The sequence below is a fragment of the Apilactobacillus ozensis DSM 23829 = JCM 17196 genome (assembly GCF_001435995.1).
GTDB lineage: Bacteria > Bacillota > Bacilli > Lactobacillales > Lactobacillaceae > Apilactobacillus > Apilactobacillus ozensis.
Genome location: NZ_AYYQ01000006.1, coordinates 14379 through 38106, shown reverse-complemented (window position 1 = coordinate 38106; position 23728 = coordinate 14379). Strand labels below are relative to the sequence as shown.

Annotated in this window: 38 protein-coding genes and 1 pseudogene; 35 read left to right on the top strand and 4 right to left on the bottom strand. The window is 32.5% G+C overall.

Translation table 11 applies throughout. From position 1 onward, the window contains the following. The coding region (locus tag FD06_RS02205) for a MarR family transcriptional regulator (protein WP_056965808.1) at nt 1-485 on the bottom strand (485 nt) is incomplete at its 3' end. Nucleotides 486-905: 420 nt separating this feature from the next. Here FD06_RS02205 and FD06_RS02200 point away from each other — a divergent pair. Genes FD06_RS02200 through FD06_RS02185 form a run of 4 tightly spaced genes read left to right on the top strand, consistent with a single transcriptional unit; the run spans nt 906 to nt 2654 of the window. After that, nucleotides 906-1760, top strand: coding sequence for a ParA family protein (locus FD06_RS02200; protein WP_056965806.1), 855 nt, complete (start codon nt 906-908; stop codon nt 1758-1760). An 11-nt stretch (nt 1761-1771) separates the two neighbouring features. Continuing rightward, nucleotides 1772-2050 carry a hypothetical protein gene (locus FD06_RS02195; RefSeq protein ID WP_056965805.1) on the top strand — a complete coding sequence of 93 codons (279 nt, stop codon included), beginning with the start codon at nt 1772-1774 and terminating at the stop codon, nt 2048-2050. 8 nt (nt 2051-2058) lie between these two features. Further along, on the top strand, nt 2059-2358 hold the full coding sequence (locus FD06_RS02190; RefSeq protein WP_056965803.1) for a DUF5388 domain-containing protein: 300 nt from the start codon (nt 2059-2061) through the stop codon (nt 2356-2358). Then, complete coding sequence (locus FD06_RS02185; protein ID WP_054657833.1) at nt 2358-2654, top strand: hypothetical protein; 297 nt, start codon at nt 2358-2360, stop codon at nt 2652-2654. The genes FD06_RS02190 and FD06_RS02185 overlap by 1 nt, the downstream gene beginning before the upstream one ends. A gap of 230 nt (nt 2655-2884) precedes the next feature. On the opposite strand, the gene FD06_RS07725 is transcribed toward FD06_RS02185, so the two are convergent. After that, nucleotides 2885-2938, bottom strand: a complete 54-nt coding sequence (locus tag FD06_RS07725) for a putative holin-like toxin (RefSeq protein WP_237757222.1) — start codon at nt 2936-2938, stop codon at nt 2885-2887. Nucleotides 2939-3247: 309 nt separating this feature from the next. Here FD06_RS07725 and FD06_RS02180 point away from each other — a divergent pair, with 309 nt between their 5' ends. Then, entirely contained in the window at nt 3248-4330 is a 1083-nt protein-coding gene (locus FD06_RS02180) for a hypothetical protein (RefSeq protein ID WP_162255999.1), read from the top strand. A gap of 224 nt (nt 4331-4554) precedes the next feature. Here FD06_RS02180 and FD06_RS02175 read toward each other — a convergent pair whose 3' ends face one another. Next, on the bottom strand, nt 4555-5328 hold the full coding sequence (locus FD06_RS02175; RefSeq protein WP_056965798.1) for a hypothetical protein: 774 nt from the start codon (nt 5326-5328) through the stop codon (nt 4555-4557). Between the two features lie 133 nt (nt 5329-5461). Further along, nucleotides 5462-5833 carry a helix-turn-helix domain-containing protein gene (locus FD06_RS02170; RefSeq protein ID WP_156403074.1) on the bottom strand — a complete coding sequence of 124 codons (372 nt, stop codon included), beginning with the start codon at nt 5831-5833 and terminating at the stop codon, nt 5462-5464. 164 nt (nt 5834-5997) lie between these two features. Between FD06_RS02170 and FD06_RS02165 the strand changes: the two genes are divergently transcribed. From FD06_RS02165 to FD06_RS02035, 30 genes and pseudogenes are all read left to right on the top strand, one after another. Then, the gene (locus tag FD06_RS02165; protein WP_056965796.1) at nt 5998-6234 is read left to right on the top strand and encodes a hypothetical protein; all 237 of its coding nucleotides are present in this window, start codon (nt 5998-6000) and stop codon (nt 6232-6234) included. 47 nt (nt 6235-6281) lie between these two features. After that, entirely contained in the window at nt 6282-6545 is a 264-nt protein-coding gene (locus tag FD06_RS02160; protein ID WP_056965794.1) for a hypothetical protein, read from the top strand. A gap of 6 nt (nt 6546-6551) precedes the next feature. Next, nucleotides 6552-7367: a DnaD domain protein gene (locus FD06_RS02155; protein WP_056965792.1), complete on the top strand. Its 816-nt coding sequence runs from the start codon at nt 6552-6554 to the stop codon at nt 7365-7367. A gap of 29 nt (nt 7368-7396) precedes the next feature. Further along, entirely contained in the window at nt 7397-7711 is a 315-nt protein-coding gene (locus tag FD06_RS02150) for a hypothetical protein (protein WP_054657821.1), read from the top strand. Then, nucleotides 7701-7946: a hypothetical protein gene (locus FD06_RS02145; RefSeq protein WP_056965790.1), complete on the top strand. Its 246-nt coding sequence runs from the start codon at nt 7701-7703 to the stop codon at nt 7944-7946. Before FD06_RS02150 ends, FD06_RS02145 begins: the two co-directional genes overlap by 11 nt. A gap of 6 nt (nt 7947-7952) precedes the next feature. Continuing rightward, entirely contained in the window at nt 7953-8255 is a 303-nt protein-coding gene (locus tag FD06_RS02140; RefSeq protein WP_054657819.1) for a hypothetical protein, read from the top strand. Between the two features lie 90 nt (nt 8256-8345). Further along, nucleotides 8346-9059, top strand: a complete 714-nt coding sequence (locus FD06_RS02135; protein ID WP_056965788.1) for a putative HNHc nuclease — start codon at nt 8346-8348, stop codon at nt 9057-9059. A 3-nt stretch (nt 9060-9062) separates the two neighbouring features. After that, the gene (locus FD06_RS02130) at nt 9063-9518 is read left to right on the top strand and encodes a hypothetical protein (protein ID WP_054657813.1); all 456 of its coding nucleotides are present in this window, start codon (nt 9063-9065) and stop codon (nt 9516-9518) included. A gap of 2 nt (nt 9519-9520) precedes the next feature. After that, nucleotides 9521-9997, top strand: coding sequence for a hypothetical protein (locus tag FD06_RS02125; protein WP_056965786.1), 477 nt, complete (start codon nt 9521-9523; stop codon nt 9995-9997). A 261-nt stretch (nt 9998-10258) separates the two neighbouring features. Continuing rightward, nucleotides 10259-10534: a hypothetical protein gene (locus tag FD06_RS02120; RefSeq protein ID WP_054657809.1), complete on the top strand. Its 276-nt coding sequence runs from the start codon at nt 10259-10261 to the stop codon at nt 10532-10534. Between the two features lie 51 nt (nt 10535-10585). Next, nucleotides 10586-10858: a hypothetical protein gene (locus FD06_RS02115; RefSeq protein WP_054657807.1), complete on the top strand. Its 273-nt coding sequence runs from the start codon at nt 10586-10588 to the stop codon at nt 10856-10858. Nucleotides 10859-10862: 4 nt separating this feature from the next. Further along, nucleotides 10863-10988, top strand: coding sequence for a hypothetical protein (locus FD06_RS07765; protein WP_269147728.1), 126 nt, complete (start codon nt 10863-10865; stop codon nt 10986-10988). Nucleotides 10989-11118: 130 nt separating this feature from the next. Then, a pseudogene (locus tag FD06_RS07720) lies at nt 11119-11472 on the top strand (site-specific integrase); the annotation flags it as partial. Between the two features lie 18 nt (nt 11473-11490). Beyond that, nucleotides 11491-12042 (top strand): tyrosine-type recombinase/integrase, encoded by a 552-nt coding sequence (locus tag FD06_RS07580; protein WP_237757221.1) that lies wholly within the window; start codon nt 11491-11493, stop codon nt 12040-12042. 12 nt (nt 12043-12054) lie between these two features. Continuing rightward, nucleotides 12055-12717 (top strand): hypothetical protein, encoded by a 663-nt coding sequence (locus tag FD06_RS02105; protein WP_056965784.1) that lies wholly within the window; start codon nt 12055-12057, stop codon nt 12715-12717. A gap of 53 nt (nt 12718-12770) precedes the next feature. Then, entirely contained in the window at nt 12771-13229 is a 459-nt protein-coding gene (locus tag FD06_RS02100) for a terminase small subunit (protein ID WP_054657801.1), read from the top strand. Continuing rightward, the gene (locus tag FD06_RS02095; RefSeq protein ID WP_082605254.1) at nt 13216-14463 is read left to right on the top strand and encodes a PBSX family phage terminase large subunit; all 1248 of its coding nucleotides are present in this window, start codon (nt 13216-13218) and stop codon (nt 14461-14463) included. The genes FD06_RS02100 and FD06_RS02095 overlap by 14 nt, the downstream gene beginning before the upstream one ends. Further along, on the top strand, nt 14454-15845 hold the full coding sequence (locus tag FD06_RS02090) for a phage portal protein (protein ID WP_056965780.1): 1392 nt from the start codon (nt 14454-14456) through the stop codon (nt 15843-15845). Before FD06_RS02095 ends, FD06_RS02090 begins: the two co-directional genes overlap by 10 nt. Further along, nucleotides 15838-17730, top strand: a complete 1893-nt coding sequence (locus FD06_RS02085) for a minor capsid protein (protein WP_056965777.1) — start codon at nt 15838-15840, stop codon at nt 17728-17730. The genes FD06_RS02090 and FD06_RS02085 overlap by 8 nt, the downstream gene beginning before the upstream one ends. Nucleotides 17731-17769: 39 nt before the next feature. Then, entirely contained in the window at nt 17770-17937 is a 168-nt protein-coding gene (locus FD06_RS07575) for a hypothetical protein (RefSeq protein ID WP_156403073.1), read from the top strand. A 107-nt stretch (nt 17938-18044) separates the two neighbouring features. After that, nucleotides 18045-18611 carry a phage scaffolding protein gene (locus tag FD06_RS02080; RefSeq protein WP_054657791.1) on the top strand — a complete coding sequence of 189 codons (567 nt, stop codon included), beginning with the start codon at nt 18045-18047 and terminating at the stop codon, nt 18609-18611. Between the two features lie 17 nt (nt 18612-18628). Next, nucleotides 18629-19573: a hypothetical protein gene (locus FD06_RS02075; RefSeq protein WP_054657789.1), complete on the top strand. Its 945-nt coding sequence runs from the start codon at nt 18629-18631 to the stop codon at nt 19571-19573. A 14-nt stretch (nt 19574-19587) separates the two neighbouring features. Continuing rightward, nucleotides 19588-19974 (top strand): head-tail connector protein, encoded by a 387-nt coding sequence (locus tag FD06_RS02070; protein ID WP_054657787.1) that lies wholly within the window; start codon nt 19588-19590, stop codon nt 19972-19974. Next, nucleotides 19964-20326 carry a hypothetical protein gene (locus FD06_RS02065; protein ID WP_054657785.1) on the top strand — a complete coding sequence of 121 codons (363 nt, stop codon included), beginning with the start codon at nt 19964-19966 and terminating at the stop codon, nt 20324-20326. The genes FD06_RS02070 and FD06_RS02065 overlap by 11 nt, the downstream gene beginning before the upstream one ends. A gap of 4 nt (nt 20327-20330) precedes the next feature. Further along, nucleotides 20331-20732 (top strand): HK97 gp10 family phage protein, encoded by a 402-nt coding sequence (locus FD06_RS02060; protein WP_056965775.1) that lies wholly within the window; start codon nt 20331-20333, stop codon nt 20730-20732. Then, nucleotides 20729-21151, top strand: a complete 423-nt coding sequence (locus tag FD06_RS02055; RefSeq protein ID WP_056965773.1) for a phage tail terminator family protein — start codon at nt 20729-20731, stop codon at nt 21149-21151. The genes FD06_RS02060 and FD06_RS02055 overlap by 4 nt, the downstream gene beginning before the upstream one ends. Next, nucleotides 21141-21347, top strand: coding sequence for a hypothetical protein (locus FD06_RS02050; protein ID WP_056965772.1), 207 nt, complete (start codon nt 21141-21143; stop codon nt 21345-21347). The genes FD06_RS02055 and FD06_RS02050 overlap by 11 nt, the downstream gene beginning before the upstream one ends. Beyond that, nucleotides 21347-22699, top strand: a complete 1353-nt coding sequence (locus FD06_RS02045; protein ID WP_056965771.1) for a phage tail sheath C-terminal domain-containing protein — start codon at nt 21347-21349, stop codon at nt 22697-22699. Before FD06_RS02050 ends, FD06_RS02045 begins: the two co-directional genes overlap by 1 nt. Nucleotides 22700-22713: 14 nt before the next feature. Then, nucleotides 22714-23178 (top strand): phage tail tube protein, encoded by a 465-nt coding sequence (locus tag FD06_RS02040; RefSeq protein WP_056965770.1) that lies wholly within the window; start codon nt 22714-22716, stop codon nt 23176-23178. Nucleotides 23179-23246: 68 nt separating this feature from the next. Continuing rightward, entirely contained in the window at nt 23247-23717 is a 471-nt protein-coding gene (locus tag FD06_RS02035; RefSeq protein WP_054657773.1) for a phage tail assembly chaperone, read from the top strand. Nucleotides 23718-23728 lie beyond the last annotated feature (11 nt).

Genomic DNA, 23728 nt, shown 5'->3' with positions numbered 1-23728 from the left:
GAACTAAAAGTTAAACCTAACTTCTGTTGCGTTGCTTGACTCCATTGTTTAACTTTATCCACTACGGATTCATTTTTAGCTGCTGACCCTGTATTAACTGTATTAGCATGTAGTTTATTTAAATTAGTATAGTTCTGGTTGCAATTTGCGTTTTCCGGGGTTGCAATTTGCGTTTTCCTAACTGATGAATTGAACTCATATTGAGGTAAAAAGTAGATAGTTGCAGCGTTACGTTGTCGCTTGGCAATGATCCAGCCTTTATCTTCTAAACTTTTAACAGTACGAGTAATGGTATCTTTAGAAACATTGATTTGGTCGGCTAAGGACTCACGTAGGTATTTCACGAAAACCATGCCATTTTTAATCCAATTATTTTTAAGGCTTAATTCCCCATAATTATAGAGATGAGACATTATAGATACCTCAGTTGGATTTAAACCTTGTTCTTCAAATTCTATGTAGAGTTTAATAAATTGACTGTTCATAGTACATTCTCCTTTTGAATATACATAACAATCATGTTATAATATGTATTGATTTGAAAACACACAATTTGATTGTTATGTAATTATTTTAAGCAGTTATCCATGCCCGTGGATGACTGCTTTTTTATTTACATTAATTAAACCTTATAAAGCTGGCTTTGTCAAACCACTAATTTATTATGTAGCCATGTATCTATGTATCTATGTATCTATGTACCCTTGTATCTATGTATCAGAAGCTACATGTATCTTTGGCTAAACAGCTTATATAGCCTTTATATCAATATTTTAAAAATTGAATGTATCTATGTACCCTTGTATCCATGTATCAAAAGATAAATGTACCCTTGTACCTTTGTATCTTTAGAGCTATGTAGCCATGTATCTTTGTGATATAATATTGTTAAAGGGGCTGATTTAATGTACAAAAAAGAAGATTTGATAAAAAAATTAAAAAGTAGAAAAAAAGCAATAACTATAACTATAGGAAACCAAAAAGGTGGAGTTGGAAAAACTACTAATGCTACATTAATAGGGTATATGTTATCGAAATTTGGAATCAAAACTCTTGTAGCAGACCTAGATCCGCAATCAAATGCTACAAAGTCTTTGATGCTTACTAAATCAAATAATACTCCAGATGAAGTATCTACTATATCTAAAACATTAATGGCTGGAGTTCAAGAAGGTAACTTAACAGATTTGCCTGTTAATATAGTTCCTAACTTAGATTTGCTGCCTAGTTTTATAGACTTTGAAGATTTTCCAAAGTTTATATATAGAAATACGTCTAGTGATGAAGAAGTGGACCATTTTCTAGAACCAATGTTTGAACCTTTAAAAGAAAAGTACGACATAATTTTGTTAGATGTGCCACCTATGAGTTTAGAGGTTACAAATAATTCAGTCATAATGAGTGACTATGTTTTAATTTCTCTACAAACTCAAGAACGTGCTTTAACTGGTGCAGAAAACTACTTGAACACTTTATTGAAGTTAAGAAACCAATATGAATTAGATGTAGATATACTCGGAGTTCTAGAAGTTCTTCATAAAAATAAAGGCACTGTCGATCAATATATAATGAAAACTGCCAAAAAAGAATTTGGTGCAGAAAATATATTTGAAAATGTAGTGCCACAAATGGAACGTATCAAACGTTTTGATGTGAACGGAATAAAAGAAGTAGATTTCTTTGATAAAAAGGTAATAGGTGTGTATGAAAGAGTTACAAATGAATTCCTAAAAAGATTAAATTACTATGAATATGAATAGGGGAGTACACAATGGCTAAAAGTACAATGTTTAGAAAAGCTGGCAATTTTACGCCTAAAAGTTCATTTGATGAAAAAAAGATAAAAAATACAGCTAAAAAAACACCAAAAAAAGTTGAACAACACAGAAAAAATATTAAGGTTTCTGAAATACAAAAGAAATCTATCGATGCAATTAAAATGATCAATGGATTAACTTACGATTATGAAGTTATTCAGTTGTTAGCTGACAAATATATTGCTGAGGCTTCAGATTCTGAAAAACGTAAATACAATGTTTTTATGGAGTGATAATATAGATGAAATATAAAGTTGATGGCGAAATAGAAATTACGTCTGATGTGGGTAAATCAAACGATAATAAAAACTTAGATAAAAGTAATTTTTCAAGAAAAACAACGTTGTCCATAGATAGTAGAACAAAAAATAAACTTCAAACAATGGTTTTAATGGGTGATGCTCCAACACAAAAGGATGGCTTTGAAGTTGCTATGAGACTTTATTATGATAATCTGCCAGATGATAGAAAACCAATGTTTAACATGCTATACAACTCGTTAGAAAAGCGTGACGAATTAGCTGATTCAAAAAGAAAGTAGTGGATGATATTAAATATAAAATCAATGGTGAGGTTGAGTTAATAGAATCTCGAAACACTAAGAAAAAAACTAACAATTTAGGAAGACCACGCAAAAATAAACAATATAGTAGTTTGAGAATACAAAAACAAAGTGTTGGAAAAATTAATGCTTTTCAAAATGCACTTGGATATTCTAGTCAAGATGATTTTGTAGCTGATATATTAGATAAGGCTGAAAAAGACTTAACAGCCGAACAGAGAACTTTATTTAATATGTATTTAAGAGCATATGAGATAAGAAGCAAAGGCAAATAAAGTAAAAAAATACTAGAATAGGTAATGTTTTATGTATGAGTGAATAAATGTATAACGTAAATTAAATAAATGACAAATAAAATAATGTGTTATATACTATGTTTGTAAATAAAAAGCCCTGCTGTAACAGGACTTTCAAGTAAAGCCGTTTAAAAGACGGTGACTAAGTTACGAAAAACTATTGAAAGCTATCCCATAACCGGTCAAAGTTATATAATGGGACGGCTTTTTTATTTATGATTACTGATGTATGTTAGCAATGCTAAAATAAACATACCAAACATAAACATCAAACTAAGTGCTTGAAAAACACTCATTGGCTGTGAAACCTTTCTGTAGATTATTCCATATTTCCATAGAAATCACCTCTTCGGGAAAAAGACAGCCACCGTCCATTAACTTCTCTACTAGACGTTATTATACATTAAATTAGATAACTTTAAAATTAGATATGAATCGTTAAATAATACCAAACTATAACTTCATCAAAAGCCTATGCAAATAGGCTTTTTTATTATTGCTTGAAAATGATATTATATATAATGCTTATGTTTTTATAATTTATATAGAAAGAGTTGTTTGGTATGAGTTTCGTGACTAGTTTAATTACTGGAAGTGTTGTAGCAGCTATAATAACTGCCGTTTTTAATAGAATAAATAGTGAAAAATCATCTATACATAGTGAATCGGAATGGAGGGCAGACTTATACAAACTATCTCAAAAGACTGAAATAAGTCGTCAAGATTTAGAACTATTTAGGACTTGCTTAAGTGCAACTAGAGGAATGGATAATAAACTATTTGATGAAAGAACAGCAAATAGATATCTAGAAATAGATGATGTCTGCTTATTTTATTATCATTATTTGTTATCAAATAGACTTATTAATATAAGGAGAAACATGTATGTTAGAGGTGCAAATGAAAGATTTGTTTTTAGACAGCTATGTAGGATTTTATTAAAATCTGATTGGAATACTCGAGATGTTAAAAATAGTATTATGAATAAATTATCCTGTTTTGTAAAAACTAGTGAAGAAGATAAAAAAGCTGTAAGTCTTGTTTATAAAGTTTGCGACTTTACTACCTTAAATGCTAATGACATAGATTATCTTCAAAAGCAATATTTTCATTTTGTAAAAAATGGTAGTAGTATAATATCTTTTGATATTTCGAAAGCTTTTTTCATAATTTCTTTGTTAATGCTTATTTATCAAACTTTACAATGGAAATATTTAACACATATTATATATTTTTTAACTTCTAAAGGCCATTTTTTTAGTGATTTTCACTATGTCATTAGTAGTCTTTTGGCTTCACCACTTTGTTTTGCTTTTTTGATATATATACCTATTGAGATTACATTAATTATAAAAGCATGTAGTGCAAATGTAAGAACGATATCACAATATATTAAATTCAGAAGACTATCTTTATTGATAGAAAAATTTTTAAAGCTTTTTAAAAGAAAACAACATTTGATTAAATTTTTCTCATACTCTGTAAGGTACGGTGTGGTGTCCATTTTTTTGATATGTCTTTTTACCGATAATAAGTCTAATGCCGTTATATTTTTTCCGCTATTAGATATTTATTTTAATTTTATTAATTCATTTCTAAGTAAATCCTTTGGTTTTCCATCAAACAAAATATCTCATGATTTTTATAAATGTTAAAAAGCCTATATCTTAATGATATGGGCTTTTTTATCTCTTATAACAAAGTGTTAATATATATTCACATCAACATTCACATATACTACAGCTCTCCATGATCAATCATCCATTTAATATCCTCATCAGCATATGCAATCAAATATTCTATTTTTTCTATTAATTCTTCATCCATAAAAAATAACCACCTTTCAGTATTTAATTACGAAAAAGTGGTTATTTTTTATTTATTCAAAATCATATTTTATTTTTCTAGTAAAAAATGAAGAATGTGCTAATCTGTTGCCGGATGAATCATTTATTATTATTCTACTTGCTCCAGATTTTTCGTTAGGTTCATATCCATCTTCTAATTTTTTAACTTTATCAAAAACAACTTTTACATATCGTTTCAGTTCAGAACCGCTTAATGAAGAAATTTGATCGTTTACAAAGATGGTCGTATTATAGTTTTTATCCTTATCCATATATGCTTTTGTTATCACATGATTAGTGTTTTTTGGAACATCTTCCAGCATATACTTATATCCTAAATAGTTAGCGTTTTCTAAATCTTTTTGGTCCTTTTCACTTTCTTTTTCTTTCTTTGATTCAGAAGAGCTACTAGAATTAGCATCTTCTGAAATAGATTTAGTTATTGCTGCTTCTCTATCTAATCCTTGTTGTGAATAACTTTTAAAGCAGAATCCCATTACTGTAAATAAAGCTCCTATCACAATACTCATGATAGAATACTTTAAAAACACGTTTGTTGCTTTTCCTTTGCTTACCATGTAAATATAGATTATGGAAACCATTACGGCTAGTATTCCTATTCCTGCAATTAAATCGTGCATTGCGGGAGTTATTGCTAGTCCTATAGCACTAATTAAACTTCCGATGAATAGTTTGAAAAATAAACTCTTTTTTTCTCTGTTGCTTTTATACCAAATAATTCCAAAAGTTACAGTGGATATTAATAGTAATGATAGTATTATGTAAAATAATATTAAGTTTACCATTGATATTCATTCCTCCAAATATTTAAATATGAACCTTGTAATCTTAACATTTTTTTAATAATTACAAAAATTAAATATTTCTAATGATATGAATTAGTATGTTGCAAAAAAAGAGAACTCAATAGTTCTCTTTTTATTTATGTTGACTTAGTTTAAATCTAGCAAATTCTAATACAGATTGTCGTTCTTCAACAGTTAAGCGATCTATTATGTTCAAAAGCGATTTCTTTGTATCATCTTTATTTTTATTATCCGCTATCATTTTGGCTATTTGTTCACTACTACCACTAAGCCTGTCATAAAAGTGTTGAGGCGTTATCCCAAAAGCATTTGCATATGTTCTCAAATCACTTTCTCCGAGCTCTCTTTTCTGCCCCTCGTGCTGAGAAATCGTGTTTTGTTTATAACCAGTAATCTCACTTAACTGATTTTGCGTCATATGTTTTTCTTTTCTTATATTTTTGATAATAGGGCCTAACATATTTTTGGGAACAATAGTAATCACCTCCCAACAAAATTAATATTAACATAAATATCTCATAAGTAAATAAATATCTCATAAAAGAATAAAATCATTGACAATAATATCACAGTTTGTGATAATTACGTTGAGATATACATATTGTTATATGTATAAAGTTTATATATTGCGAAAGGATTTGAGATATTTTGAATTTAAAAGTAAAAAAACAAGATTTAAGAAATGAATGGCTAAAGCCTAAATATAACCTGAGAAAAGTTAGGTTAAGTAATGAATTATCAACAGAATACCTAGGTAATTGTATAGGTTCTAGTAGAAGACAGTATGAACTTAAAGAAAGAGGAATATATCCTTTTCATGATTATGAAATAGCTATAATTTCATATGTTTTGAAAGATACCCCTCAACGTTTATTTTTTGATTAGTTATGTAATATCTCATAGAGAGATATTACATAAAGAGGTGAATAATAATGTCAAAGTATAGTTTTAATGAAAATAAATTAATTGGATTAAATAATGAACACTTTAGTAAAAAAGAAGATTTTGTGATGAACTTATCTAAAAATCTTTGTAAAGCTTATGGAGTTGACTTTAATGCTTTTCCAATACAAAAAAATTGGATAAGTGATAATGAAATATGTCATAAAGAATTGCTGCATAGAATATTGACTGAAGTTATAAAAACAGCATATAAAACACATGATGATTTTAAACTTAATAAAGCAAGAGGGTGAAACGGTATGGCCACAAATAATCAAATTACAACTCCAAATAAATTTATCCAAATGCCGATAGAAAATTTAACAGGTAAAGGTCTTAACTCTACAGATAAAATTATCTACTCACAAATTTATACCATGTTAAATATTGTCGATGTTTGTTTTATGAGTAACGCAAAATTAGCCGAAGGAGTAGAAGTAACTACTAGGTCTGTTTCTAGATCCATTAGTAAGCTAAGAGATGTTGGTCTTATAAATGTTGAAATAATTTATAAAAAAGATTCAAAAGAAATAGAAAAAAGATATATTACCCTATCGACAAAAATGTCTAGGGGGTGTGGACGAACATATCCATACCCCACGACAAAATTGTCTACACCTTACGACAAAAATGTCCAAGATAAAAGATTATCTAATAGATTATTTAATAAAGAAGAAGAGGAAGAAAGCGCACTGAAATTTTACAAATCAGTATGGCCAGAACTGAACAAAGTTTTAAAACGAAAACTGATAAATTTAATAAAAGAATATGGCCAAGATTTGTTTAATCATGCAGTGAATGTAGCTGCATCTAACGGAGTAACTGTACAAACCAGCTTTTCGTATTTATCAAAAATATTAAAAGATTGGCAAAAACATAACGTTACAGACGTTAAGAGTGCTGATGCTTATATGAACAGTAGGAACAAAAGCACCATTACTAATAGAAAAGTTAATAAAAAGAAATCTGTTAAAGAGAGCTTACCTAATTGGGCCAGGGATGATTACAAACCACCTAAAGAACATATTGATGCAAGTAAAAAAGCTGAATTACAACAGCAGCTTAAAGATATGTAATGACAATTTTTTGTTAGGAGGGATGATTTGTGAACTTACAAAATATAAAGCATTTAATAGCATCAGAATTTGGATATAAGCAATTCTATGATGAGTTTAATACTTATAGACTAATCAGACCTAAAAACTCTGTTAAAGAGCTAGATAAGTTCTTAAACCCTTATGTAGACAGAGTGGTTTTAAATCATCAAGAGGCTTTTAAGTTGTTTAAGATTTTATATAAATCAAGCCTAAAAGATAATCCAGATTTAAGAGAATTGATTTCTAGGTTATATATAGCTAGTGCTAATCAGAGATTGTTAAAAATTGATAATTTTAAGGAGGATTTAGTTAGTGCCTATTAAAAAAGATTTTGTAGTTTACTTTTATGATGAACAGAGAACTAAAAACTATGTGCATTGTAAAAAGCATAGAATGTTTACCAATGCCAACCCTAAAAACGCCTTTGAAATGAACCATAGCCAAGCAATAAAACTACTGACTAAACATGGCCAGCAATTTGGCGGTGGCTTTGCTACTCATACAGATGCTTATGTTGAGTATGTGGTAGAGAATCAAATACCAGCGGAGGACGTTTAATCAATCATGAGTAAAAACAATAAATTAATAATTATGAGTAACGAGAGCGTTAAGCAAGCCATTTTAAATGCTAATGATAGATTATCTAAATATAGTAATACAGCTGGAGAACAAGTTAAGTTTTTCAAAAGTACAGTATCAAATACAATTTATCTTGCTGATATTGAGTGGGCTAAAACAAAAGATTATAGACATGTTTTTATTGGGATTCAGTCTGATGGGATGACTTTTTTTAGTAAACATCCCGTTATTGACTACAGAATATTGAAAATCGTTTATGAATTGGCAGAAAGCATCAAAGATTATTGATTGAAAATCGATTGAAAAATAATATAAACGTTAATTTAAAGGCCATTATTTGATTGAAAATCGATTGAACTAAGTATAGGAGCTATAGCAATGAAATACTTTGGCGAAATAAAGGCGTTTAACCATCAAGAAAATACTATAGTTTTAAAACTAGATGATATTGATGTACACGAATCCAATTTATTTAAAAATAATATTGGCAATTATTTAGAGCTGGATTTTGACGATAAAAGAATTATTAGTTATAAGCAGCAGCGGAAAATATACGCACTATTGAACTCAATAACTAAAACCATGCAAATGGACTTAGAAACAATTAAGCAAGAACTAAAGCGTAATTTTTGTAAACAACACCACCAAGAAATGTTTTCGTTAAGTAACTGCACTGTAACCATTGCTAATAACTTTATAGATTACTTAGTTAATATTTGCTTAGAGTGGGATGTTGAGTTTGCTAGTAAGGCTTTAGATATTGCTAAAGATAGTTACGGTTGGGAGATAAACTGCTTAAACAATAAAAAATGTTGTATATGTGGCCATAAAATGCAAGTAGCACACGTTCACGCTATTGGGATGGGCGCTAATCGACAGAAAATGGTACATATTGGCTATACAGTATTACCACTTTGCTATGAGCATCATAATATGCAGCACACTATAGGTATTAAGACCTTTTTAGATAAATACGTCTTAACAGGCGTAAGAGTTGATAAAGAACTATCTAAAAGATTGCATTTAGGTAGATTAAATCAAAAATACGATGTGCATATGGGAGAACCAATAAAATACACAAATGGGGGATGAGTTGTGAAGAACAATCCAATACTACAAGCTGTTTATCAGTTGGAGTATCAAGAGGGCAGCCTTAAAAATGTGAGTAGTGATGATCCTAGAGTTAAAAGAATAGCCGAAATGGTTAAAAATGCAGAAGTTAATGAAAATACTGCAAAGGTTGCTGAATTGTTAGATTTAGGTTATCGAGTTAAAGACATAGCTAAGTACATGAATTTAAACCCCACTAGCGTTAGCCGAATAATCCGAGTTAATAAGCTAGTGGTTAGATATATCGTGATTGAAGATACTTGTACTAGACATAAAAAAATATTCAAAGGATTTAAAGATTTATCTGAGGCCCTTGAAAACTTAGGGGTTGAATTTACTCATAGGCAACTAAGCAATGCGCTATCCAGTAGCAAACTAATACAAGGGCGCTATAAGATGTACAGAGTAAAGAAGATAAATAGAATCAAGGTAGGGGGCTAAAAATGAACAAAGATACTGTAAATTTCATGGAACACATACTTAGAGATTATCCAAATATACCAAGATATATAGCTAGGAAACGTCAAGAGATTGCACACCCTTACATAGCTGGTAGGGATGATAATGTGGGAGGTGGAACTGCTAGTGGTAGTAAAGAGGCTAAAGCGGAACTATTATTACTCAAAATTGAAGATAGCAAGTTCATCTCACAATTCTTATTTCAAAAAGCAGCAATAGAAGATGCACTAGCTAGATGTGAGCCAGCGTTTGCCGAAGTAGTAAAAGAGTATTACTTTGACCACTACAACCATAAATCGTTTAGGCGAATTGGTTTAAATCATGGCTATGCCAACAACAATTTATATAAGCAACGCAAAAAGCTATTAAAAGACATTATGAAGTATATGGGGATGCACCATATAATCGAGCGGGATGAATACGAGAAAGAAATGCGACTTAAAAAGCATCAACATAATTGAGTAAAAATTGGGTAAAAATTGGGGGTAGTTATGTGTTATATTATGTATGGTGTTAGTTAGCGATTAGTTATTTGCTAATTGAAAACTTTTGCTAATGTGAATTAACAAATCCTACTGTAACTTTGCTTATTGTAAATATTTTGAATCGACATTCTTAAAAAGGACTGGTGTTTACCAGCCCTTTTTTTGTTACATAAAAATGTATCAGCTTACTTTAACTTATAAAAATAAAATAATAAAAAAATACAATGATACCAGGAGGTGTTTTTAATTAATCTATATAAACGAAAATCTAACGTTGTTAATGCTTTTAAGTGGGACGGTTTCCGCAATACTTTGATTAAAAACGTTGGTTCTATGGAATTAAAAGCCTTTAGCACTAATGAAAATAGAAACTTAACCGTACATAGTCCGTTTGGCAGTCATACGTGTGCCATAGGCGACTATGTCATTAAACATGGAATGCTAGATTATACATGTTGTAAATCTGATGAATTTAAAAACAATTACGTTTTAATCGACAGAGATTTTAACTAAATCTATTGAAAACTTAACAAAACTTAACATATAGCGGAATGAGGGATAAAAATGAGTGAAGATAATGTCTATATTAGGTATGGTCAAGGCGTTTTAACGGTTGATTGCGTTTTTAAAGATGAGATTATTTTTGATAATTCTTTATTTCAAAGTATTATGCAATCAGTGTTCAAGGCGCTTAACATCCCTAAACTTGCTAATGCTTTGAAAAAGCAGCTATTAAATACAGCTAGTGTTAATAGTTATACTAAAACCAGTGCTGAAATTGATGTAGCTGATCCAGACAATAAAATATTAGCAACTATTTTAAAATTTAGGGGTTGATGAGATGAAACAACTTTTTGATGAGTTGTGGAATATGCCATTGAATGATTTGAGTATGATTATGATTTTGTCATCTGCCGTTATCATTTTGATTTTTGTAGCTATTTACTATTTTTGTTTAAGGAAGTAATCACACATAGGATTATTACATTATCCTATGTGTAGAATGTTGATTTAATAGCGAATGTATTATATACTATTTTCAAGACATACTATAATTAAGTAAAACACAAAAATACTATGTGTTAGGAGATAGCTATATGAGAAACGTTGTTTATCCAATAAAAGATTCAATCGTACTAAAGCAAGTACAAGACACATTACTACATAATTTTAAGTTTGGTCGTAGGAATTTCACTATTTTTCAAGTAGGAAAAGCCACGCTTTTACGTGTTAGTGATGTTTTAAAACTTAAATACAGTGATGTTTTTGATGATAAAGGCAATATTAAGCATGATGCCTATACTCGTGATAAAAAGACTGGTAAGACTAACATTTTATATTTAAAGCCAGTTAGAAATGAACTGTTAGAGTATAGAGATTGGCTATTAAAGAATGATATACATTCAAAATGGCTATTTCCAAGTTCCAGAAATGACAAACACATTACTGAACTCAATTTAAGTGATGAAGTGAAAGAGCATATTAAGTCTGTAACTTTGGTTAATCCATCGTTTGATGAAAGCCCTAAAGATAACGTTATAATTAGTTTTCTTGATAGTACGCCTTTAAACATTAAGGATATTCTAAAAATCACTAAGGCTAGCGTACTTGATGATAATAGCCATATAAAAGACTATCTACATGTTAAAAGCTCGAATACTAACAAATATGAAGATATTAGTATCATAGAGCTAAAAGACAAAATCAAAGCGTATGTTGATTGGATGGATGGTAGGGGTGTTAAAAGCAAATGGCTATTCCCAGATGAGCAAGATAAGCATATTGATGAAGATAATTTTTATCTAGTTATGCAGCGTGTTGGGGATTTAATAGGTATAAACTACTTAGGTACGCACACTATGCGTAAAACAGGCGCTTATCGTGTATATGTACAATCACATTATAATATTAGTTTAGTTATGAGCTTGCTAAATCATTCATCCCAGGCAATGACCTTGAAATATTTGGGATTAGATAGAGAAAGCACTGAAAAAATGCTTGATGATATTAATTTTGGTTAGGAGCAATTTGTTATGAATAATTTCTTAGGTGCTGTAATTAGTGGTACTGTCATTGCATCATTTATCACTAATATCATTAACGTTTATTTAAACAGAGCGAAAATTAATTCGGATGTTAAGTCTAAGTCCAGAATTGATTGGCTGAATAATTTAAGAGAAGATACTGCTAGATATATAGAGTCCCTTTTAAAGTTCGAAAGCAGCAAAGGTACTTATCCTTATAAATCTGAAGAGTATTACGATTATATTTATAATCTTACTAAATTAATGATGTATTTTAATAACATTGAAAAGACTGGTAAAAAGCATAAAGGTAAAGCCGACACTGAATATTTGCAAGAGTTAAAAGAATATCGTTTTTTAGCGTCTAAGGTTACTAATAATATTATGTCTAGGGATATTGTTGAAAAGTCAGATATTAGTTTACAAGAATTAGGATTTGATAATATAAACGATTTTTTTAATGGGTATATTGAAAAAATGTGCAAACTACTAAGATATCCATATGATAATGAACATAAAAATATTTATATACTAGAAATGCTAGCTACTGATCATGACATGATTTCAAGCGATTACTTTGATTATGATATATTGAGCATTGTTAGCAGAACGAGAGAAGTTTTATCAATATATTCTAAAATAGAGTGGGATAAAGCTAAAAAAGGTAAATAAAAAAGAGCGCTTATATTGCGTTCTTTTTTTGTACAAAATACATATAAAAGGAGGTGTTAGTCATTGTTTCTAAAGCTACACAATTAAGATATGAGAAGTTTGTTGATGCTTATATCAAAACTCATAACGGAACTAAAGCAGCCGTTTTAGCTGGTTATTCTACAAAAACAGCAAGGGTACAAGCCTCTCAACTATTGCAGAGAAAAGATATACAGACGGCTATACAAGAGCATTCTAAAAGGATTAGGGATGCAGATATAGCAAGCGAAACCGAAGTAATGCAGTATTACACTAGAGTTATGAACAATGAGGAATATGACGAAGTAGCAACCGCTGGCGGTACATTTTTAACCATGCCATCCCTAAAAGATAGAAATAAGGCAGCGGAGATGTTAGGTAAGTTTCATGGCGCATTTACTGATAAGCAGGAAATCAATGCTAACATCTCACAAGGCGTTGAGATTATTGATAACATCCCACCAGTAAAGGAGGATGACCATGCCAACCCTTGATACTATGATAGCCCCCTCATTTTATGGACTACATAACATGATAAAGGCTAAAAAATACTCTAATTTTTGGTTAAAAGGAGGACGTGGTAGTACCAAGTCCTCTTTTGTTTCGATTGAAATTATTTTAGGAATTATGAAAGATGAGCAAGCTAACGCCCTGGTGCTTAGAAAAGTAGCTAGTACCTTGCGTGATTCTGTTTTCGACCAATATATTTGGGCGATTGACAAGCTAGGTGTTAGTAATTGGTGGCACGCCTCTTATAGCCCACTAGAGCTAACTTATATTAAGACCGGCCAGAAAATTAGATTTAAAGGTGCAGATAATCCTAGAAAGATTAAATCACAAAAATTTAGAACCGGTTATATTAAGTTCAAGCACTTTGAAGAATGCGATGAGTTTAAAGGCGAAGATGAGATAAGGTCGATTAATCAATCACTTAACCGTGGTGGCTCTGATATATGTACTTTTTACTCATACAACCCCCCAGCATCCCCTACTAATTGGGTTAATAAAGCTAGTGAAAGAGCTAAATTAAGGGATGATACAGTGGTTAGCCTATCAACTTATTTAACAGTTCCTAAAGCATGGCTAGGGCGTGAGTTCCTAATGGATGCTGAACAGCTTAAAAAGGACAATTTAACGTCATATAAGCATGAATATCTAGGGGAAGTAACTGGAACAGGTGCAGAAGTATTTAATAACGTTACGCTTAGAAAGATTAGCGATGAAGAGTTAAAACGCTTTGATAATATCAAACGTGGTCTTGATTTTGGTTTTGCTCGTGATCCACTCGCTTATGTAACTATGCACTATGATAAAACTAGACGTGTTTTATATTATTTTGATGAACTGGTTAAAGTCGGTTTATCTAATGCTGAGGCAGTTAGCAAAATACAAGCTAAAAACAAGGATAACGACTATATAACTTGTGATAGTGCCGAGCCTAGAACTATAGCAGAATTTAGGAGCTTAGGCTTAAAGTTGCTTAAAGCTAAAAAAGGTAAAGATAGCCGTAATCAAGGTTATAAGTGGTTGCAAGGTTTAAGGGCAATTATTATTGATCCAGTAAGGTGTCCGACTACTGCTCGTGAATATACTGGTTATCATTATGAGAAAGATAATCAAGGCAATTTTAAAGCAATTTATCCAGATGGCGATGACCATACACTAGATGCCTCACGCTATGGACTAGAGAAAAATATGAAGAAAGGTGGCTATGTACCGTGGACGTAGAAACGATGAAACAGATACTAGATGATACTGATACAGCTAGACAGCGTGTGGTTGACCAAAATATTACATCCCTAAGGTATTATCTTAATGAGAATGATATTACACTTAGAAATAACGGAATCTCTAAAATTAACAAAAAAGGTAAAAACGAGGCTCTAAGGTCTGCTGATAATCGTATTTCTAATAACTTTCATGAACTAATTGTCGACCAAGAGGCCAGTTATTTAACGTCTAACCGCCCCCAGATTGATGTTGACGATAACGACAATATTAATAAACAAGTTGATGAAGTGCTAGGGGATGATTTAACCTTAACTTTAAATAAATTAGTTGTTGATGCTAGTAATGCCGGTGCTGGTTGGGTTCATTATTGGGTTGGTAAAAATAAAAAGTTCAACTATGCTATAGTCCCACCAGAGCAGGTAACACCAATCTATGATGAAAGCCTTGTAAATGGAATGATTGCTGTTAGGCGTACTTATAGTCAACGTGATGATGACGGTACTTTGTATGATATACACGAGTATTGGGATGATAAAACTTGTACATTTTTCAAATGCAAAAGCAGTAATGCTACTTATCAGAGTTTAGCGATTTATAATAAAATAAAATACATTGACAATACTACTGAAGAAACCACTGATAATAGCAACGTATATGAGCATAACTTAGGGCGCATCCCTTTTATAAAGTTTGCTAAGAACTTGCATGAACAGCCCGAAATCAGTAAATATAAGGGGCTAATTGATGCTTACGACAGTATATATAATGGCTATTTAAACGACCTTGACGACATCCAAGAGGTCGTTTTTGTTTTGAAAAACTTTGGTGGCCAAGATTTAGCAAGTTTCAAAAAGGACTTAAAAGAAACAAAGGCCTTGAAATTTGAAGATGATGGCGGAGTTGATACTCTAAGCATTGAAATTCCTAGAGAGGCTAGGGATGATATGCTAGATATAACCAGGTCGTCAATTTTCCTAATGGCTAAATCGGTTGATCCATCTAAAGTCGTTTTAAGTAATGCCACTGCTACCGCTATTAAGCAATTACAGAGCCAACTAGAAGAGAAAGCCAATCTTACTCAACAATACTTTCAAAAGGGCTTAAATGAGCTTATAAGAGCTATACTGAAGTTTTTGAACATCCCTAACTATGACGATGCAAAAATATCTCAAACATGGACTAGGGCAACCGTGCAAAACACGCTAGAACAAGCACAAGCGCTTAATCAAGTAGCTCAATTCTCATCAGATGAAACCATAGCTAAAGCTAATCCGTTTGTATCTGATTGGAAAGAAGAATTAGCAGCACGTAAAAAGCAATTAGTTGATGATGGCTATAGCAATGACAATGCTCTTAAATTAGGCAATGACGATGAATAAACAAAATAATCAACAGTATTGGAAAAGGCGTTTTATACAAAGTAAAATTATTGGGCTACAATCGTGCCAAGATTATGAATTTGCTTTAAGTAGACGGCTTAACAAGTTGCTATATATCTATGACCGTGAGTTAAGTAAATGGTATAAAAGATATACTACTGATTTGGGGATTCCTAAAGAGCAAGTTGCTAAAATGCTAGATGGAATTGAGTTTAAGCATTGGGACTTAACGCTAGATGAGTTTAGAAAAAAGGCGATTAGCGGTGGCTATGAGAAATTATTGAATCAACAATATTTTAATAGTCGTGTGGCCAGTTTAAAGCAACTAGAAAGCCAATTAAGGCTGAAAGCTACCGAGTTTTCTAAATCTGAAAAGGATAAAATGGAAACCGAGTTAGTTAATCAGTATAACAATACTTATTTACGTGAAACTTACGACCTACAGCAATATCAAGGTTTAGGCTTTACGGCTAATTTCAACAAGTTAAGCAATAGCGAGCTAAAATACATCATAGCTAAACCGTGGGCCAGGGATGGCAAAGATTTTTCTAGTAGATTGTGGGGTACTTATGTAAATGAGTTACCATCTCAATTAATGGATAGTCTGCTAAGAAACACGTTGATAGGTAGTAACTATCATAAGGTGGAACAAGACTTTAGACAGCGCTTTACAGGTATGCAGAGCAAAAATATTCATAGGTTGGTTATATCTGAAATAGGACATATTCAAGAGTTAGCTAGTGCTGATGTGTACGCAGCACAAGACGTAGAGAAGTATGAATATGTGGCCACATTGGAAAGTAGAACATGCCAAGCATGTAGATACTTAGATGGTAAGGTATTTTCATTAGTTGCTAAGATTGATGGTACTAATTATCCAATTTTACATCCTTATTGCCGCTGCACTACTATTCCTAGCATTAAAGACATCCCTACAGCTCAAAAACGTTGGGCTAAGGATGACAACGAAAAGGGCCAAGTCATTAAAGATATGCCATATAGTGAATGGCTTGAACGTTATACTAAGAATGGTAATGGTGGGGATGCACAACAACCTACAAAACAGCCACAGAAAAAACCAAGCAAAGCGCCAAAGAATAAACCTAATACTGTTAATAACGGCTCTAAAGTTACCGAGCCTTATACTCAAGATAATTTAAACAGTATGATTAATCATTTAAGCAGTAAATACGGTATTAGTACCGAGCATCAAGATTTTGCTACTTATGAGGGCGTTAATGATGTAAATAAAGAATATTTATATCATTCTTTGAAATTCATGGATAAATTTAGTGATGAGCATAACTGGAATGAGAAGAGAACTATCAATTTTAGAAGTTTGACTACAACTCCTCGATTACCTGAGAAGAGAACGCTTGCTTATGTTTCCAGTGATTTAACTACTAACAAATTAGATATGGTGCTTAATGGTGCATTTTTGAATAAACCATTTAAAGAGATTATGAAAGAACAGAAAAGTATGCAAAATGAGGGATGGAACGCTAAAACTGATGATGGTATTACTCACACCTTTAATCACGAGTTTGGCCACGTTATAGCAAGCGATTTAATACAGCGACACTATAAAGCTAAACATGATGGCGCAATTCCTAAAGATATGACGGCTACTAAGAGGGCAAGAACCAGCTTTTATAAAGACTTTTATCAGAGTGTGCTTAAAGACCAGGGAAAAACAGACATCCCTAGAGCAAGTTGGAAGTTACAAGCTGAAATACAAAATATTGATGGCGTTATTAGTGAATATTCACGTACTAACGCTAGTGAATTATTTGCAGAGGGTTTTGTTAATGCTTATTGTGGTGGTTCGAGAACTAATGTAGGTAAATCATTTAGAAAAATAATTGATAAGTTACTAAAAGAGTAGCGAGTATTAATGAGTAAAAAAGAAATGAGTTGATTTAATATGAACAGACCTAAGGGGTTTGAATATTGGCACGTTGCAGATAATTCTAACGCTGGGGATGACGATGAAGTGATTGGATATTACATTGATTCAAACGCTCCAGATTGGGCTAAACAAGAGTTTGAAGAATATAAACAAGATTTGTTAGATGAAAGGATTACTTACTAAATTAAGTAGTCCTTTTTATTTACGACCTTAGCAAGTCGTTAAACTGCTATTTTTTTATACTTATCGGGTTCGCATCCCGTAAAACTAGCGAGAAAGGTTTTGAGATTATGAGAAGAGAAGATTTAAAGGATTTAGGGCTTGAAAGCTCAATTATTGATAGCGTTATGAAGTTACATGGCCAAAGCATTAATAAGTTTAAAGAAAGTTATGCCGACTATGACGAGCTTAAAGCACAAAACGAAGAATTAACCGCTCAAGTTGATAAGCATAACAAGGACTTAAAGAACTTACGAGGCCAGTTGAAAGATAACGATGACTTAAAGGGCAAAATTCAAGATTTAGAACAGCAAAATAAGACTATTCAAGCTGATTCTAAAGCTAAAATTGCTCAAATTAAATTGGACCACGCTATTGATAATGGATTATCTAACGCTAAAGCTAGGGATGCTAAACCGGTTAAAGCATTGTTTGATATGGATAAAATCAAATTCAATGATAAAGGCGAACTAGACGGCTTAGATGACCAACTAAAAGCCGTTAAAGAATCTCATCCCTATTTATTTGATGAAGGTTCTACCGGCGATTATAAGCCAGGTGGCCACGATGATAATAACGATACTGGCTCTACCAAGAGCATGATTGATATTTTTAAAGGGAAAACTACTACAGAATAAAGAAAGAGGTAATATAAATGGCAGTAAATTATGCAGAAAAATACCAAAGTGCCTTAGTTCAATCTTTTGCTGATGAACAATTAAGGACAGCGGCACTATGGCAATCTCCAAGCAATAACTTAGTGAACTTTATGGAAGCTAAAATGATTAAAGTCCCTAACTTAAAAATTTTAGCAGGTCGTACTAATCGTAATCGTAAAACAATTACTGAACATAGTGGCGAGAACTATGAAAATGCTTGGATTCCATACAGCTTAGATTTTGACAGACAATGGTCTACTTTAGTTGATCCAATGGATGTTGATGAATCTGATATGGTTGTTTCCATTGCCAACATCACTAAAACTTTTAACATCTATGAAAAACTACCAGAGATGGATAGATATATGTTTTCCAAATTGTACAAAGAAAAGTTAAAAGCAGATGATGGCGGTATTCATAATGATAGTTTAGATGAGAAGAGCATTTTGGATGCTTTCGACACTATGATGATGAACATGGATGAAAAGCGTGTACCATCTGATAATCGTCTATTGTATGTAACACCACAAATTAACAAGATGTTAAAACAAGCCGAGGCTCGTAACCGTGCGCTATCTATCTCAGGTAATGGCAAAGTTGACCGTGCTATCTACTCATTAGATGATGTAACAATCAAAGTTGTGCCATCCGACCTAATGCAATCTGATTATGATTTCACTGTAGGTGCAAAGCTAAAAGATGATGCTAAACAAATTAACATGATGCTAATTCAAAATGGTGTACAAATTGCTCCGCAAAAATATAGTTTCGTGGGTATGGATAATCCAACTGCCTCTAACGATGGTAACTTTAATTATTATGAACGCTCATACTCTGATGTATTCTTGCTCAAAGGTCGTGAGACTGGTCTTGAAATGTATGTATCTGACAAGCCTAAGAATGTTACACCAGCTAGTGATGGTGGCAAAGCAACTAAATAATTGAGGTGTAAATCATGGATAAGCAATTTATTGTAGACAAAGTTAAATTACTCATCCCTAACAGCACTAAAAATGATTCCTATGATGATATTTTAGATTATGTAATAGATAAAGTTATACAGGATATAGCGAACTATACACACATTCCTACAGCAGAATTGCCAGAAGAACTAAATCATACAGCGGTAGGGATGTGTATTGCGTTGATTAAGTCTGATGAGCTTTTAATTCCAACGTCTGAGCAAAGTAATAACGGTGTGGCCAGTATTACCGAGGGGAACGAAAGTATTTCGTTTAAATCACTTGCTGATGAGTATCTAAAAATCCAGAGTGCCAATGCAGTTACTAAGGACTATAAAAAGACTTTAAATCAGTTTAGGGTGGTAGATTTTGGACTATAAACGCTTTACTAAAGCCACTAAAATGCTATGGCGTGATAAGGTAACAATCACTCAATATACAAGCGTAAAAGATGGCTTAGTTAATAAAAACAAACGTGTAGTAATTGCCGAAGATAAGCCATGCAAAATCATTAAGCCGAGTTTAAGTCCGGATAAGATGAACAATGGTGTAAATGAAGATAGTTATAACGCTGTATTACTCCTAGATAACGATATAGAAGTGCCTAGTGGTTCTACTATGATAGTTACTGATGTAAACGGTAATACTAGACGTTATAAGCAAGCTACTACTGGATATACTAACTATGTAAGCCATCAAGAGTTAGCTGTTATGTATGACGAAAAGGCGTGATTAGATGAATTTAGGGGATGTAGAAAGCGCAGTCTTTGAAGATTACGCTAAATATGTAAATGACCGAGTTAAAGCTAAGATTGCATCTAAAAACATTACTAGAGAAGTTAATACCATGAGCCAGGCAATGTTAGGGGATGTTATCAAGGTTACTAACGTTGATACAGGTACATTAAGGCGTGGTTGGCGTAGTAGCGGTGTTAAATACGCTGCCTCTACTTTTAGCTTTTCACTAGAAAATAACGTTGAGTACGGTTTTTATGTCGAGAATGGCCATCGAAATAAAGGCGGTGGCTGGGTTGAGGGTAGTTTCTTTTTAAAAAACACTGTCCTCAAGTATAAAAAAGACCTTAACAGCGTTTGGAAACAAAGATTTACTGAGGCTTTAAGGGAGGCTATAGAGTGATAGTTGATATTACAGGAGAAATTATCAATAAACTGTATAAAATAGCTCCTAACAGTAATTTTTATAGAGATAACGTTAAAGGTGGCTTTAAACAGCCAGCTTTTTTAGTTAATTTAGTAAGTATGTCTTTACAAAAGCAGTTTTTTAAAAATCAAGATAGAACTTACTACTATCAAGTTATTTACATGCCAGAAGATGAGGACAACCCCTCAACAGAGCTACTTGCTATGAATGACTTGATAATGGATAATTTTGACGTTTTAGACGGTTTTGCATTGATTAAAGACTTAAATATACAGACTAAAGATAATTTGCTGTATATCGACTTTGACGTGCCGGTAAGAGCTGACTATGTAGATAAAAATGCCAAGCAAGGCAGCTTAAAATATCAAGGGGGTTTAAAAGAAGATGGACAATGATTTAAAAACACCAATCATCCCTAGTAATAATACAAGTAGCGAAGATAAAGCGATGTATTCTAAAAAAGCACTTGTTGGGGATGCTAGTTATAGCAAGGCAGAAAAAGCTATCTTATCAATCGTTTTAAACGATGAAGATAAGTACACGCTAGATGCTGTAAGAAACAAAATCAATGAATTTAAGGAGGGAATCTAATGGCCGGAGGAAATTGGGTAACACAAAATAAAATCAGACCAGGGGCTTACATCAATACCATTGGTGTAGATAGTCCCTCTGCTGATAGTTACCGTGGAATCGTGTTATTAGTCGATGGTGTTAAACACGATTGGGGTAACAACGGAATCATTGAACTAGATCGTGGTAGCAATTTTAAAAAAGAACTAGGTAGCGATTTAGAAGATGATTCAAATAAAGCATTAAGAGAAACCGTTAAATCGGCTCAAAAAGTGCTTTATTTGAACTTTAACGATGGAGAAAAAGCTAGTTTAGTGGATAATAGCCTACCGTGGAAATTCACTGCTAAACATGCTGGAGCGAAAGGTAATAACCTTAAAGTAGACGTTATTAAGGGGATTAACGATAGTTCCGTAACAGTTAAATACATTTTCAACACATCTGTAGTTAATACTCAAAAAATCGAAATGGCAGAAGAAATTATGTCAGATGATTATTTTGATGTTGAAGTTGCTGATGATGCTGATAACAAGTTTAGTAAATTGGCTGGCGAAAACTCATATAGCTTAACTGGTGGCTCATCTAAAAACTTAGATGACAGCGTACCAGATATTATTACCGAGGCCCTAGAAACTAACATTTTTAATGTTGTAACTACTGCTGGCTATCCAGTTAATAGCAATATTCATGAGTTAGTAGCTCAATTAGTGCAAGATTTAAGAGAAAAAGAGGGCTATCATGTAACTGCTGTAATTCCTACATTGCCATCTAGTGATTATAACTATGAGGGAACTAGCGCTGTTATGAACGGTGTTGTTTTACAAGACGGAACTCAAATTGAGCGTACTTTCGCAGCAGGTTTCTTTGCCGGAGCTAGTGCATCAGTTCCATTTAACCAATCATTAACATACTATGAATATCCAGAGGCTATTGATACCATCCCTAGACTTTCTAACGATTTAATCGAGCAAGCTATCAAAGGTGGTAAAGTGGTCTTCACTAACCGCAGGGATGGCTCTGTAGTCATTGAAGATGACATCAACACCTTAGTTAGATTTACTAAAACCAAACCTAAATTCTTTGCTAAAAACCGCTTAATCAGAATTTTAGACTTAATTGCTAATGATACTAAAGATACTTTTGAAAAAGTATATATTGGCAAAATCAGTAATAACGCTACTGGTCGTGATTTATTTAAGTCAGATAGAATTACTTACCTAAATGGCTTACAAGATGCCGGCTGTATCGAAGATTTTAAAGCTAGTGATATTGAAGTGGTCAAGGGCGAAAATAAGGACGCTGTAGAAGTACAGTTGAACGTTAAACCAGTTGATAGCATGGAAAAACTATACATGACAATCATTGCGGAATAAGGAGGACTGCTTAAATGCCACTTAATGAGTTTATGAATGGTAGGGATGCAATCTCTACTAAAGATGCTAAAGTTTTCATGAAAATTGGCGACCAAATTATCGTCATGAGTGATACTAATAAAATTAAGCTAAAAATTGAAAAGAAAAAAACTGATGTAGCCACTTTTGGCGACCATTGGAAAAAGAAAAAAGTAACTGGAGTTGAGGGGACTGGTAGTTTATCCGGTTACCTAATCTCTTCACGCTGGTTAAAATACGGTTTGCCTTATGTACAAGGTGGCCAAGACCTATATTTCACTATTCAAGTGGAAGTAGAGGACAAGACATCTAAAAGTGGTCGACAAGTTGTTACGGTTGGAGAAGTCAATCTTGATGACATCCCTATTATTGATGCAGAGGCTGATGATGGCGTTATGGAGTGGGAAAGTGATTTAACTTTTGAAAATATCCACTTAGATACACCTTTTGATGAACAATAAAATAATTAATCACTAACGCTATGTAGATAGGGTTATTTTTTTACACAAAATTTAAGGAGGCCTTTAAAATGGCAGAAGAACAATTAAACACAAACGATGAACAACAAGAAGAATTAAGTACAGAACCAGTATCACTAGATTTATTCTTAAAAGATAACGTAGATACTCAATTAGATAAAAAAGCTATTAAAATCAAAGGAATCAAAGCGCCCTTTGTAATCCAAACTATTTCATCTAAACGCTTTAAAGAAATTCAAAACGATGCAACTACTACTAGCTTTAATCGTAAAACTGGGATGAAATCACAAAGCGTAAATCAATCGAAATTAACTGATTTAATGATGATTGAGGGAATTATCCAACCTGACCTAAATAACGCTCAATTACAAGAAAGTTGGGGACGTGTAGCTGATCCAATCGGTCTATTACAAGATATGGTAGTTCGTAGTGGAGATTATGCTAATTTAGGAACAGAAATTACCAATCTATCCGGTATCAGCACTAACGATGCCAGCGAAGTTGACCAAGTAAAAAAATAATAAATGATAAG